Genomic DNA, 12600 nt, shown 5'->3' with positions numbered 1-12600 from the left:
GGAGGTGATCGTGCGGACATCCGGACACAGAGCTGGACAGCGGCGGTGTCGTGGTCGGCGAACCACCGGCAGGTACGAGCGTATTGAGCCGCGACGGTTCCGGCGTGGGTCCACGGGCCCAAGAGCGGCCCAAATCGGAACCTTCGCCCCCGTCATGCCAAACCGGCGCACCCGTCCGCCCGGTACGCCCCCGTTCAGGGCACGGGAGTTGGGCCCGGCTTTGGGACCGGGGACCCGCGCCACCGCCGATTTCCGGCCGTACGCTCACGGTCAACAGGCAACACACGTGTGCCGGAGAGAGGTTGAACCGTGAGTGGTGGCGGCGGCTGGGGGGACAGGAGCGCGGGCCACATATCGGCGGGACACCGCGGTCCGGACGGGTCCGGCACCCTGTATCAACGGGAACAGAGCGGCTGGTTCTTCGCGTTGACGCGGAGCTGGGCCACGGGTGCGCTGGTCTACATCGCCGCCGGGTTCATGACCAACCGGGTGCTGGTCGAGCTGCTGGGCAGCGAAGCACGCCTGGAGTCGTTCGGCTGGCGCCTCGCCCTCATGCACGTACCGAGCCTCGTCGTCACCCTGCTGACGGTCCTGGCCGCGGCCCGCATCCTCCCCGACGAGCACCGCGAGAACCGGATCGTCTATCTCCTCGGTGCCCTGGCGGTCCCGCTGGCCGGCCTCGTGTACGGATTCGCCGTCTCGTGGGACGTCGTGGACATCGAGGGTGTCCTGATGCCGGTCGTCTCGCTGGCCACGGGTGCGGCAGCGGGTGTGGCAGTCGACCGGCTGCTGGAGGAGCGCGCCACCCAGCCCCCTCCCACGCCGCACTACTCGTACAACTGGCGGGACGGCGGGGCCACCGCCATGGAGTACCTCGGGGTGGTCGTCCTCGTCGTCACGCTGATCGGCGCGATGGCGATGGCCGGGGTAGGCGGGAGGATCGGCGAACGCATCCGGTGCGCGATCAGCTCGCTCGCCGGTGGCGGCGGCTCCTGCTCCACGGGCGGCGGGGAACCCGAGGCGAAGCCGAAGACCGACGCCGACTACGAGCCCAAGATGTGCCAGGTCTCCAGCATCTCGGACACGGCCGGCGGCAAGGTCAAGATCGGCTGGTTCGAGTGGGGCGAGGAGTACGGCTTCCAGCAGAAGGTGTCGCGGGCCAACTCCGATGTGAACGGGGACGGCAAGGTCGACGAGAACGACAAGCAGGTCTCCATGACGTTCACCGACGCGGCCTCGGCGGGTGCCACCGCCAGCACCCCGGGCGTCAAGCTCGGCAGCCTCGGCAAGGCGGACGTCGACATCGGCGGCGGCATCAAGATCACCAACGGTGACACCTGGATCTTCAAGAGCGAGGAAGAGGCTCAGAAGATGCGGGACGACATCGAGGAAATGAAGATGTGGGAGACCGCCACCAAGCACAGCGGTGGGTACGGCGGCGGCTGGTACTCCGGTATGAAGTGGGCCGAGAAGAAGGAAGACATCGAGAAGAAGATCGGCGACAAGAAGATCTCCTACTCGACCGTCGGACTCAACGCGTACGCGGACGGCGGCCTCTCCATCAAGTCGGGCGACGAGACGGAGCTCGGTGCCAAGCTGGGCGGCAAGGCCAAGTTCTCCCCCGACGTGACCATCACCAAGGACGACGTGAACGGCAACGAGTCGTCCACGTACACCGCCAAGCTCGAACTCGAAGGCAAGGTCAGCGGAAACGCGGGGCCGCTGAAGGGCACGCTGGGCGGCAAGGAGAACCACACCGGCGCCATCACCGTCACCCGCGACCAGAAGACCGGGAAGATCGTCCGGATCGACATGACCCAGACCGTGGACAAGGGCTCCACGTCCGGCAAGGTCGAGGTCGGCGGCGACAACGGCGAGAAGGGCGAGGACAAGCGCGGCGGCAAGGGCAGCGTCGGCGACTCCTCCGGCGACTCCGGCATCGACGTCCAGACGAACTCGATCATCTTCGGCAAGGACACCGACAAGGCCACCGAGGACAAGCGGGCCATCGCCGAGCAGTGGCTGGACGGCTCGGGCAACAACACCGCCCCGTTCGAGTACATGTTCGGCGACCACGCCATGGACAAGCGGCCCGAGGGAAGCGACCCCTTCGAGCAGATGATGTTCGAGGACGGCCTGTCCAGCACGATGCGCTACCTCGGCGAGACGGACGCCCAGGAGTTCGGCTTCGAGGTCTCCCTCGGGATGAGCCTCGGCTTCTCCCTCTCCGACGAGCACAAGAAGGAGACGCTGACGGACGCGCGGTTCCTCGGAGCCCCGCAGGGCGACAATCGCACGTATCTTCCGTACAGCTACTGCGCGAAGTGAGCACGGCGGACCGACCGCACGACGAAGAGGCGATGAGACCACCGATGACGGCCACGAACACGTCCCCGTTGAAGAAGTCCCGGCCGTTCGGCGCGGCGGCAGCAGCCGCCGCGGCCGTCATCGCCCTGACCACCCTGCTCACCGGCTGCGGCAGCGACGACGCCGCGTCGGTCCCGGACGGCTGGGGCACGCTGGACACCAAGGCGCTCTCCGTCGGTTACCCCAAGAACAAGGGGTACGCCGAGCAGCCCGCGGACCGGCGCAGCAAGAGCAACGCCGCCGTGGCGCTCAAGCAGGAGTCCGGGGTGCGCACCGGCATGGTCTCGGTCCAGCTGGACTTCGCCACCGGCGTCAGCACCGCGGGCGAGGCGGCGGCCGCGGCGGGCGCCGGCCTGGGCCTCGGCTCCACCCGCAAGGCGACCGAGGACATCCGGCTCGTCGGCGCGGAGAGCGCCCGTGAGGCCCGCAGGATCGACTACGAGTTCACCGCGGACGGCAAGGAGGACACCCCGACGGTCGGGACACCGATGACGGGCGTCGTGGTCGCGGGCGTCGACTCCAAGGGGGTGCCGTTCGCCGTCCGGATCAACGCGGTGAAGGACCAGTTGAGCACCGGAGACCTGGACGCGTTCGTCAAGTCCATCACCGTCAAGTAGCGCCGCCGGGCCCGCCTTCCATGGACTTCCTGCCCGGCGGCACCGCCACCTTCCTGTTTCTGTTCGGCCTGTTCCTGGCCGCGTTCGCGGCCGGCTCGGCCCTGCGGACGGCCCGGGTGCTCCGCCTGGTCCGGCACGGCCTCCTCGCCGAGGGCCGCTGCGCGCGACGTCGCACGGTCGACCGCGGCCCGGACACGGAGCGCGGCTACGCGACGGAGTACGTGTTCGCCTTCACTGCCGCGCAGGGCCACGAGGTCGAGTTCACCGATGCCTCCCCCACGCTCTCCGGCATCGGCCCAGGGGCTCCGGTCCGGGTCCGCTACGACCCGTCGGACCCGGCGCGCCGCGCCACGGTGGCGGGCCCGGGAGCCTGGTGGCCCCTGCTGAAGCCGGCCCTGTTCACGCTCGTACTCACCCTGTTCGCGGCGGGCCTGCTGCTGGGGTTCGCGGCGACGGGCGGATGGACCTGACGGCGCGCACCGGCGACTCGAGTACGGGGCGGAGGCGCCGGTACGGGTACGGGGGCGCGGTACCTGTATGGCCACGGGGGCGCGGCATCTGTACAGCCCGGTCACAGGGGGCACGGTACCTGTGCGGCGACGGAGCCGAAGGGGCGGCCGAAACGGCGAGGGCCCGGCACCGCGACCCTGGGGTTCCAGTGGTCGCGGTGCCGGGCCCCGCGCACGTCGCGCGTTGCGGTGGGGGTCAGGAAGCGCTGCCGCGCGGGAAGGAGACCTCCACGCGCCGGTTCTTCTTCCTGCCCTCTTCGTTGCTGTTGCTGGCGATCGGGTACTGCTCGCCGTATCCGCGGATCTCGAACGAGATCGTGGCCCCGAGCTCCTTCGACAGCACCCCGTGCACGGCGTCGGCGCGCTGCTTGGAGAGCACGTCACCGTGGGCCGAGGAGCCGAGGTCGTCGGTGAAGCCGAAGACACGGACCTTGGTCGCGTTCTGCTTCTTGATCTCCGCCGCGATGGCGGCGATACGCGAGTTGGCCGCCGGACTCAGCTTCGCGCTGTCCTTGCCGAAGAGCACCTCGGCCTGGAGCGCGAACTTGATGTTGGCGTTGCTGTCCTCACGGCGCTCCTCGCCGCCCATGTCCTCGACCACCTGCACGATGTCGAGAACCTTGCCGGGCGCCAGCGTCCCGCCCTCCGGCATCTTGAGGTCGGGGTCGTTGGCGTCGAGCTGCACCGGGGCCTGGGACGTCGCCTCCGTCCCCGGCGGCACACTGGGACCGTCGTCGCTGAACGCGGTGGACGCGCCGAACACCGTGGTTCCGGCCAGGAGCAGGCCCACCACCAGGACGCGCCCGGTGTGACGCCCTGACGCGGACCGTCGCATGGTCGTCATATCGGCGCTCACCCAGAAATCTTCAGCGACGCGGTGGCGAAGGTGGGCAGGGAGAAGTCCACCTCGGTCGTCGTCTCCGGGGGAGCCGGGAACTGCATGAAGATCGGAGCGGACTCCCCCGGTGACAACGGGGCGATCGCCGTGGTGCACAGGCACCGCGCGTCCGTGTCCCTGAGAACGTAGTAGCGCTTCTTGCCGACCTTGTCGACCAGCGTGGCGCCGGCCACCGAGTTCGGGTTCTTCGCGACGACCGAGCGCTCCTGCCCTCCCCAGCTCGCGGTGTTACGGGTCCCGTCGCCGCCGTTCGTGATCTCCGCCTGCACGGTGACGAAACCGCCCGCATCACGCGTGACCTGCTGGACGACGAGTTTGAGCCCGCCTTCCCCTCGCACCTCGGCCAACTTGGCATTCGGGTCCACGTTTTCCCCGGCAGCGGTGTCTTCCTGCTGCTTCCCCTTGCCCTCCGCCGAGGGCGTGGCCGGGGTGGAGGGCGCCGAAGAGCCTCCGCCCTGCGCCTCTCCACCGCTGTCCTCACCGCAACCGGTGAGAGCAAGGGTGATGGTCGCCGTCATCGCGACGGCGGCCATCATCCTTCTGGCCGTCGTGGTACGCCGAATACTCATGGTCCGATTCCTCTACTCGTCGTTCGCTGTCACTAGTCGACCAACCGCACGTCAAAGAGAATCTTGCTGATCTCGGACCAGGGCGGCTTGACACCCAACGGCTCGATCTCGACCACCCCGGCCTTGCCGCACGAGAAGACGTACAGATCCTGGGTACCGTCGTCGTTGAAGTCGAAGGACTGCCAGTCACAGCGGAACTCGATGACGGCCGTGGCCTTGGCCGTGGCGAAGGTGCGCTCCGTACCCGGGATGACCGACGAGTCCACCGCTTTGCGACCCTCGACCTCGACGGTGATTCTGTCGAACCTGGGGACGATTTCGGGCGGTTCGCACTTCACGACATCCGCGTCATTGTCGGAAGCGAAGCTCTGGGCCGCGCCGCACGATACGGGGAAGGGAGCCGCCAGGAACGCGTCGAGCATTTTCTCGGGGAGCGAGGCGATGAACCCCGACTCGAAATTCGCACGAGTGGCTTGAGCGGCGGCGAGCGCGGCGGCGTCCGCCGCGCCCTGGGACCCGTTGCGCAAGGCCGATGCCTTGCCGACAGCAAAGAAGGCGAACACGAGGAAAAGCAGGCCCGCCACCATCACAATGTAGATGGGGAAGGCCTGCCCTCGGTCCGACCGGCGGCGTCCGATCACTTCGAGGTGATGGAAGTGACCAGCCCGTCGATCCGCGACGAGATGTTCCCGCCGATGCCCGAGGCCGCGATCGCACCGATGATCGCCACGACCACCAGGATGATGCCCAGGTACTCGAATGCCGTCTGACCCCGGTCCTTCGCCGCGTAGCGCTTCTGGATGCTGCTGACGGCGGTGTTGGCCCAGCCGTTGACGCGGACGGCGGTCTTCAGGGTGATGTTCGACATGGTGTTCCCCTCCTGATTCGGCCGACCGATTGCCGGCCGACTCGCACGTTCCTGGCATGTCGCGCCCGACTCCGGCTTCCTCCTGGCCGGTGCCGCTTGCGACATGAGAAACATAGAGGGGGACGCCCGGTCCCCCAGAGGGTCCCAGGGCCCATTCCCGGGCCCAAAGCATGCTCTGGGCCCCCGCGTTGCCGTCTCGCTCAGCCATGACCGCCCGCCCCTCGCGAGCCGCTGCCCGTCGCGGGTGCCGTGCCCAGCCAGCGGGCGATCGCCTCGCTGCGGCTGCCGCTGTGAAGTTTCGTGAAGATGCGGTTGATGTGGTTCTTCACGGTCTTCTCGCTGATGAAGCAGGTGGCGGCGATCTGCTGGTTGCTCATTCCGGACGCAATCAGCTCCATGACCTCCACCTCCCTCGAACTCAGCCCGTGGTGTTGCCTGTTGAGAGCCGCGCCGGGCCCCCTGGTCATGGAAGACTGTCCCACAACAGGTTGCAGTTGCGAAAGACCTTCCGGTTCTCGGACCTGTCGTGGCGCCACCGTGAGTGGTGGCGATGGTGTGAAGCCGGGCTGTGCCTCGTAGCCGGGGGGCGGGTACGGTCCGCCGACGGTCAGGGCGGTGCCCAGGCCCTCCGGGAGCGTTCCGCGCCCGGGGTCCACGCCGTTGCGCATATGGGCGAGCAGGGCGTTCGCGGCGGTGGCCGTGAAGTTGGCCCGGCCGTGCTTCGTGTCGCGCACCGCCTGGACCAGCTGGTCCGCCGTGAACTCGCCGTGCACCAGATAGCCGCCCGCGCCCAGCCGCAGGGCCTCGTGGACGATCTCGCTCTCACGGCTGTAGGTCAGCATCATCACGGGTGCGATCCGCACCAGGTGCGGCAGGGCCGAGATGCCGTCGACCCCGGGCATCCGGACGTCCAGCAGGACGACGTCCGGGCGGTGCCGCAGGGCCAGCTCATAGGCCTGGCGGCCGTCCGCCGCCTCTGCGACGACCTCGATGTCGGCGCGGCCGGAGAGCAGTACGCCCAGGCCGGCCCGGACCACGGGGTTGTCGTCCGCCACCACCACCCTGAGCTGGGCGGGAGCCTGGGGACCGGGTGTCGTCGGGAAGGGGACGGGCAGGACCTCGGGTGCCGCGGTCTGCTGGGGAACGGGAAACCCTGAAGAGCCGTGTTCCGTGGTGCGCGGTGCGATGTGCGGCGAGGCGTGCGGGGAGGCGTGGTTCTGTGCCACCCAGTTCTGACTCGACGCGCGGGGGACGTCGTCCGGCATTCTGCGACCTCCTCTCAGGAGCTACGGGTGGGGGGTGGATGGAGGGACGGTATCGGTGGTGCCAAGAGCGGCGAGGGGTATTTCCAGGCGCACCTCGGTGCCCTGGGAAGCCTCTCCCCTGCCGATCCGGATGCGGGCGCCGATGGAAGCGGCGCGTTCGACCATGCCGACGAGGCCGAAGTGTCCGGCCCGGCGGAGGGAGTCGAGGGTGGTGCCCGCGGGCAGGCCGCGTCCGTCGTCGTAGACGCTGACGCGCAGGACGTCGCCCTTCACGCCCGCGAGAACGATCAGGTAGGTGGGGCCCGCGTGGCGGTGGGCGTTCTCCATGGCTTCGGAGGCGACCGTGAGCAGCTGCCGGGCGACCGCCTGCGGGACGGGCGGTACGGGGATGTGCTCCTGGATCCGGCGGAAGGTCGCGGCGAGGCCGTGGCGGTCGCTGAAGTCGGCCGCACGGGCGCGGAGTTCGTCGACGACGTCCACGCCGCCGTCCAGGCCGGACTCGCGCCGGAGGTCGGTGAGCAGTTCGCGGGACTCGGCCGCGGCCCGGCGGGCGGCACGGGCGACGAGTTCGGCCTGCTGCCTGACGGTGGGCGGGTCCATCCGGTCGGCGGATCCGGCGAGGCCGTCGGCGGCCAGGGCGAGACCGTGCAGGGTCTTGGCGACGGAGTCGTGCATCTCGCGGGCGAGACGGGTGCGTTCCCCTTCGACGGCCTCGTTGACGGCGAGGCGGGCGCGGGTCTCGGTGAGGGCCTGGCTGGCTGTGCCGAAGCGCAGGAGCAGATTGCGCAGGGTGACGCCGACGGCACCGGCGATCACGCAGAAGCCGGGAAGCAGGAGGTTGGTCGCGTCGCCGCCTTCGAGCTTCGGGACGGTGTTGTAGACGCCGAAGACGATGACGACCTGGACGGCGGCGAAGACCGCGGCTCCCCGCCAGCCGTAGACGAGGCCGGCGAGGAGCGGGGTGCAGACGGTGACGTAGGCGAGCGTCGACTCGGGGGTGGCGGTGATCAGCAGCAGTGCGCCGAAGAACACGTCGATGCCGAGCAGCCAGGGGTGGCGCAGAAGGCGCGGGCCGAAGCGTTCCCAGTCGCGGAACAGGAGGTAGCTGCCCATGAACGTGATGAGGATCGCCGCCCCGATGAACCAGGTGGCGAGGCCGCGCGCGGTGTGGCTGATGGCGAACGGGGTGGCTATGGCGATCATCGCCAGCCGGAAGCCGAAGACCTGACGGCACATCGCCTGGAGGGCGTTGACCTGGATGGCGAGCGCGGGGCGCGCCTGCGGGTCGGTGGCGGCCGTGGACATGTCCGCGGTGAGTCCGTGCTGGATGCCGCTGAGCTGAAACGTCATGGGCCTGCCACCTCCCGTCTGTCCCCGTGATCGCCGTCGTCGGTCATCGTCAGCCGCCCGTCAGCGCGCCGAAGTCGACGTTGGCGCCGTAGACGAAGCCGACGGTCAGCAGGAGGAGCGTGCCGGGCAGGAGGAACGAGGTGACGGCGAAGGTCGCCTTGGGCACGGCCTTGGCGGCCTTGCGGCGGGCGTTCTGGGCGTCGGTGCGGCGCATGTCGTTGGCGATCTGGATCAGTGTCTCGACGATCGGGGCACCGAGCTCCTCGCCCTGCTGGAGCGTGGTGACGAACATCGCGACCTGCTCCGAGTCGTTGCGCCTGCGCAGTTCGTCGAATGCCTGGCGCCGGCTGACACCCATGTCCATCTGACGCAGGGTGATGCGGAGTTCGTCGGCCCAGGGGCCTTCGTACTTCTCGGCGACGCGGGCGAGCGCCTGGCGGAAGCCGAGACCGGCCGACACGACGACGGCCAGGACGTCCAGGAAGTCGGGAAGGGTGCGCTCGATGTGTTCGCGGCGGACCCGGATGGCGGACCAGATGCCCGCCTCCACCCAGAAGAGACCGAAGGCGATCATGAAGATGGCGAGGAAGAGCTGCCCCTGCAGGACCATCGCGAACGCACCGAGGGCGCCGAGCGCCCCGTAGACGGCGCGCCGGGCGGCGTACCGGTCGATGGTGAGACCGCCGGGGTTACCGGCCAGGTCGATCTGACGGCGCTTCTTGGTGACCGCCTTGGGTCCCATCATCCGCAGCACCATGGGGGCCCAGCGGATGCCGAGCCGGTCGATGCCGGAGCCCACCGCGCTGGTGCGGGTGGCGCCGGATTCCAGGGCGATGGCGAGGTCGCCGGGCAGTTTGGCATCGGCCCGGTACATCCGGATGCCGTGGATGGCTCCGTACACCGCGAGTCCGACGACGAGTGGAAGCAACAAGTCCATGTCTGGTTCTTCTCTCAGGCCGTCAGACGTCGATACGGGACAGGCGCCGGATCACGATGAATCCGATCGCGTACAGGACGATGGAGATGACGACGGCGATCTGGCCGATGAGGGCCCCGGTCATCCGGTCGAGGGCGCCGGGCATCACGGCGTTCATCAGCAGCATGGCGCCGATCCCGAAGCCGGGTACGGCGTACGCGGTGACGGTGACCTGGGACAGCTGGGTCTTGACCTCGCGCCGGGTCTCCTTGCGTTCCTCCAGGGTCTCGGTGAGGTTGCGCAGGGAGCTGACGACCGTACCGCCGGCCCGGTTGGAGAGGACCAGTGTGGTCACCAGGACGACGAGTTCGCGTGAGGGCAGCCGGTCGGTCACCTCGCTGAGCGCGTCCTCCAGGGGTTCACCGACGGCGAGGCGGCGGGCGACGCGGGCCAGTTCCTCACCGGCCGGGTTCTCCAGCTCGTCGGCGGCCATGGACAGCGCGGTCCGCAGGGCCAGGCCCGCCTGGGTGGCGTTGGCGAGGATGCGGGACAGCTCGGGGAGCTGGTTGATGAAGCGTTCGGTGCGCTTGACCCGCTGCCAGTTCAGGAAGGCGTTGGTGCCCCACAGGCCGATCAGGGCGGCCACCGGGCCGAAGAACGCGGCGAGCATCGAGGAGGCGATCATCCACAGCCCGGCCATCGCCAGGAGCGCGTACACGAAGAACTCGCCCGGTGTGAGCTCCATGCCGGTCGCGCCGAGCTTCAGTTCCAGCTTCCGGCCCAGAGCGGTTTTGCGCAGCTTGCGGTCGAGCGTGCGGAACCGGCGACGACGGCCCGTCTCGGGAAGGTGACCGACGTGGGAGAGCCGGTCGACCAGCTCGTCGCGGTCGGCCTTGCCGCCGGAGTAGGCGTGCAGGCCCATGACGCCGAGCACACCGCACAGCAGGGTGACGCCGATCGTGATCAGGGGGAGATTCACATTGTCCATGGCTCGGTACCTAGTTGGCCTCTCGGGTGGCGAGCTGTTCGGCGGATGCGGCGACACCGAACGCCTGGGGGATGGGCTGGCTGGCCATGTAGAGGCGGTCGGCGATCCGGCGGGGCAGGGGGAGGTACTGGAAATCCCCGAGGATCCGTCCTTCGGCATCCATCGGCCGGGCGTTGAACTTGGCCACGGTGACGATGCGGTACGGGTCCCGGCCGTGCGAGTCCAGGGCCGCGATCTCGGTGACCTTTCGCGTTCCGTCGGCGTGCCGGGTCAGCTGGACGATGACGTCGACGGCGCTGTTGATCTGGTCGTGCAGCGCCTCGAACGGGATCTTGATCTCCGACATGGAGGCCAGGGTCTGCAGACGCATCAGCGCGTCCTCGGCGTTGTTGGCGTGGACGGTGGCGAGCGATCCGTCGTGACCGGTGGACATCGCCTGGAGCATGTCAAGCGATTCGCCGCCTCGGACCTCACCGACGACGATGCGGTCGGGGCGCATACGCAGGGAGTTGCGCACCAGGTCGCGGATGGTGATCTGGCCCTTGCCCTCCACGTTCGCCGGTCGGGACTCCAGCCGGATCACATGGCTCTGCTGGAGCTGGAGTTCGGCGGAGTCCTCGATCGTCACGATGCGCTCGCTGTTCGGGATCAGCCCGGACAGCGCGTTGAGCAGCGTCGTCTTTCCGGTGCCGGTGGCGCCGGAGACGATGATGTTGAGCTTGGCCTGTACGAGACCGGCGAGCAGGATCAGCATCTGCTCGTCCAGCGACCCGAAGCCGATCATCTCCTGGAGGGTGAAGGACCTCGGGAACCGCCGGATGGTGAGCGTCGCGCCGGTCAGGGACAGCGGCGGGATGATCACGTTGACACGCTCACCGCTGGGCAGTCGCGCGTCGACCATGGGGTTGGACTCGTCCACCCGGCGGTTGACGGTCGACACGATGCGCTCGATGGTCTGCATCAGCTGCTCGTGCGAGCCGAAGCGCATCGGGAGCTGTTCGACCTTGCCGCTGCGCTCCACGAAGATCTGGTCCGGCCCGTTCACCATGATTTCGGTGATGGAGGCGTCTTCGAGGAGCGGTTCCAGGATGCCGAGTCCGAGGGCCTCGTCGACCACGCGGCGGATCAGCTGCGAGCGCTCCATGGTCGAGAGGACCGGCCCCTCGCGGCTGATGATGTGCCCGAGGACGCGCTCCAGGCGGGCCCGCCGCTCGGCGGCGGCCAGCGAGGACATCTCCGCGAGGTCGATCTCCTCCAGCAGCTTGGCCCGGTAGGTGGCCACCATGTGGCCGTCCTCCCGTGCCCCGCCTTGCTCCTCCGGGGCGGTCATGCGTGCCCGCAGGCTCATGTGCGTAACTCCTCGGTCTCACTGTCCGGTCGAACCTGCGGGTGGTCGGTCCCGCAGGCGGTCGTTCCCTCGGGGGCGAGCGGGCGGGCGGCCCGGCTCGCGGGGGCTAGCCGCGGGGCATGGTGGAACTCCGTTCGGCCTTGCCCCATTTGCCCTTCATCCCTGGAACCACGTTGGGGACCTCGATCTTGATGGTGACCGTCACATCGCCGGAGCCTTCGCGCTCGTCGTACTTGAAGCCGTCCTCCGCGAGCCAGTCGCTCATCGCGTCCCTGGCGGCCGTACGGGCGTCGCCGGTGGGGAAGTCCTTGGACGCCGTCCTGGCCGCCGCACGGGCCGCCGTACCAGCCTGGGCGGTCGTGTACGCGGCGAGTCCGGCCTGGATGGCGAGGAGGGCGACGAGGAGGAGGAGGGGGAGGAAGCCCAGGTACTCGATGGCGACCTGGCCCCGGTCGGTACGGCGGGGGCAGGGCCGACGGCTGTCGGTGTTCCTGCCACCGAAGCGCTTCACACGTGAGGTTGCGGTCATCACTCAGCCCTCCAGCGCCGAGCCGGCGTGGCCCGTGATCTTCACGTCCAGGTCGAACAGGCCCGGAACCAGGACAGGGACCTTGAGTTTGACGTCGGCCTTGTACAGCTCACGGCTGGACCTGCACGTGATCTTGACGCCGTCCTTCCAGGCATCCGGCAGGTGCGCCTTCGCCCCCTGCTTGCACGCCCGGCTCTGCGCGTACTCCGCGCCGCTGCCCTTGCGCGCGCCCACGTCCGCCGCGTTCCCCGCGAGGCTCCAGGTGTAACCGATCAGCGCGCACTCCCAGAGCACGAGCATGATCAGGATGATGAACGGGGTCATCCCCAGGAACTCGATCGCGGTCTGCCCGCGGTCTCGGTCACGGCCTCGCACG

Annotated in this window: 14 protein-coding genes; 3 read left to right on the top strand and 11 right to left on the bottom strand. The window is 69.0% G+C overall.

Features of this window, described 5'->3' with window-relative positions; genetic code table 11:
- The first annotated feature begins 309 nt into the window (after nt 1–309).
- Genes OG251_RS25880 through OG251_RS25870 form a run of 3 tightly spaced genes read left to right on the top strand, consistent with a single transcriptional unit; the run spans nt 310 to nt 3454 of the window.
- Nucleotides 310–2328, top strand: coding sequence for a hypothetical protein (locus OG251_RS25880; protein ID WP_326679371.1), 2019 nt, complete (start codon nt 310–312; stop codon nt 2326–2328).
- Between the two features lie 44 nt (nt 2329–2372).
- Nucleotides 2373–2984 carry a hypothetical protein gene (locus tag OG251_RS25875; RefSeq protein WP_326679370.1) on the top strand — a complete coding sequence of 204 codons (612 nt, stop codon included), beginning with the start codon at nt 2373–2375 and terminating at the stop codon, nt 2982–2984.
- Between the two features lie 20 nt (nt 2985–3004).
- Nucleotides 3005–3454 (top strand): DUF3592 domain-containing protein, encoded by a 450-nt coding sequence (locus OG251_RS25870; protein WP_326679369.1) that lies wholly within the window; start codon nt 3005–3007, stop codon nt 3452–3454.
- A 235-nt stretch (nt 3455–3689) separates the two neighbouring features.
- Here the strand turns inward: OG251_RS25870 and OG251_RS25865 are convergent, their stop codons facing one another.
- From OG251_RS25865 to OG251_RS25815, 11 genes are all read right to left on the bottom strand, one after another.
- The gene (locus OG251_RS25865; RefSeq protein ID WP_442818433.1) at nt 3690–4337 is read right to left on the bottom strand and encodes an OmpA family protein; all 648 of its coding nucleotides are present in this window, start codon (nt 4335–4337) and stop codon (nt 3690–3692) included.
- An 8-nt stretch (nt 4338–4345) separates the two neighbouring features.
- Nucleotides 4346–4960 carry a hypothetical protein gene (locus OG251_RS25860; RefSeq protein WP_326679368.1) on the bottom strand — a complete coding sequence of 205 codons (615 nt, stop codon included), beginning with the start codon at nt 4958–4960 and terminating at the stop codon, nt 4346–4348.
- A gap of 32 nt (nt 4961–4992) precedes the next feature.
- The gene (locus OG251_RS25855; protein WP_326679367.1) at nt 4993–5601 is read right to left on the bottom strand and encodes a pilus assembly protein TadG-related protein; all 609 of its coding nucleotides are present in this window, start codon (nt 5599–5601) and stop codon (nt 4993–4995) included.
- On the bottom strand, nt 5598–5828 hold the full coding sequence (locus tag OG251_RS25850; protein ID WP_326679366.1) for a Flp family type IVb pilin: 231 nt from the start codon (nt 5826–5828) through the stop codon (nt 5598–5600). Before OG251_RS25850 ends, OG251_RS25855 begins: the two co-directional genes overlap by 4 nt.
- A gap of 200 nt (nt 5829–6028) precedes the next feature.
- Nucleotides 6029–7093: a response regulator transcription factor gene (locus OG251_RS25845; RefSeq protein ID WP_326679365.1), complete on the bottom strand. Its 1065-nt coding sequence runs from the start codon at nt 7091–7093 to the stop codon at nt 6029–6031.
- A gap of 21 nt (nt 7094–7114) precedes the next feature.
- Nucleotides 7115–8443, bottom strand: a complete 1329-nt coding sequence (locus OG251_RS25840; RefSeq protein WP_326679364.1) for a sensor histidine kinase — start codon at nt 8441–8443, stop codon at nt 7115–7117.
- Between the two features lie 49 nt (nt 8444–8492).
- Entirely contained in the window at nt 8493–9380 is an 888-nt protein-coding gene (locus OG251_RS25835) for a DUF5936 domain-containing protein (RefSeq protein ID WP_326679363.1), read from the bottom strand.
- A 22-nt stretch (nt 9381–9402) separates the two neighbouring features.
- On the bottom strand, nt 9403–10347 hold the full coding sequence (locus tag OG251_RS25830) for a type II secretion system F family protein (protein WP_073718130.1): 945 nt from the start codon (nt 10345–10347) through the stop codon (nt 9403–9405).
- A gap of 10 nt (nt 10348–10357) precedes the next feature.
- Complete coding sequence (locus tag OG251_RS25825; RefSeq protein WP_073718131.1) at nt 10358–11695, bottom strand: CpaF family protein; 1338 nt, start codon at nt 11693–11695, stop codon at nt 10358–10360.
- Nucleotides 11696–11801: 106 nt separating this feature from the next.
- Entirely contained in the window at nt 11802–12224 is a 423-nt protein-coding gene (locus OG251_RS25820; protein ID WP_326679362.1) for a TadE/TadG family type IV pilus assembly protein, read from the bottom strand.
- A gap of 3 nt (nt 12225–12227) precedes the next feature.
- Complete coding sequence (locus OG251_RS25815; RefSeq protein ID WP_326679361.1) at nt 12228–12599, bottom strand: TadE/TadG family type IV pilus assembly protein; 372 nt, start codon at nt 12597–12599, stop codon at nt 12228–12230.
- Between the last annotated feature and the right edge of the window lies 1 nt (nt 12600).

The sequence above is a fragment of the Streptomyces sp. NBC_01237 genome (genome assembly GCF_035917275.1).
Lineage (GTDB): Bacteria > Actinomycetota > Actinomycetes > Streptomycetales > Streptomycetaceae > Streptomyces.
The sequence above is the reverse complement of the archived record's forward strand: the minus strand, read 5'-3'. Positions and strand labels throughout refer to the sequence as shown.

Excerpts from the sequence above, each read along its gene's own strand:
- OG251_RS25820 (WP_326679362.1), bottom strand. The coding sequence starts at position 12,224 with ATGACCGCAACCTCACGTGTGAAGCGCTTCGGTGGCAGGAACACCGAC.
- OG251_RS25825 (WP_073718131.1), bottom strand. The coding sequence starts at position 11,695 with ATGAGCCTGCGGGCACGCATGACCGCCCCGGAGGAGCAAGGCGGGGCA.
- OG251_RS25860 (WP_326679368.1), bottom strand. The coding sequence starts at position 4,960 with ATGAGTATTCGGCGTACCACGACGGCCAGAAGGATGATGGCCGCCGTC.
- OG251_RS25870 (WP_326679369.1), top strand. The coding sequence starts at position 3,005 with ATGGACTTCCTGCCCGGCGGCACCGCCACCTTCCTGTTTCTGTTCGGC.
- OG251_RS25865 (WP_442818433.1), bottom strand. The coding sequence starts at position 4,337 with ATGACGACCATGCGACGGTCCGCGTCAGGGCGTCACACCGGGCGCGTC.
- OG251_RS25875 (WP_326679370.1), top strand. The coding sequence starts at position 2,373 with ATGACGGCCACGAACACGTCCCCGTTGAAGAAGTCCCGGCCGTTCGGC.
- OG251_RS25845 (WP_326679365.1), bottom strand. The coding sequence starts at position 7,093 with ATGCCGGACGACGTCCCCCGCGCGTCGAGTCAGAACTGGGTGGCACAG.
- OG251_RS25835 (WP_326679363.1), bottom strand. The coding sequence starts at position 9,380 with ATGGACTTGTTGCTTCCACTCGTCGTCGGACTCGCGGTGTACGGAGCC.
- OG251_RS25840 (WP_326679364.1), bottom strand. The coding sequence starts at position 8,443 with ATGACGTTTCAGCTCAGCGGCATCCAGCACGGACTCACCGCGGACATG.
- OG251_RS25850 (WP_326679366.1), bottom strand. The coding sequence starts at position 5,828 with ATGTCGAACATCACCCTGAAGACCGCCGTCCGCGTCAACGGCTGGGCC.
- OG251_RS25830 (WP_073718130.1), bottom strand. The coding sequence starts at position 10,347 with ATGGACAATGTGAATCTCCCCCTGATCACGATCGGCGTCACCCTGCTG.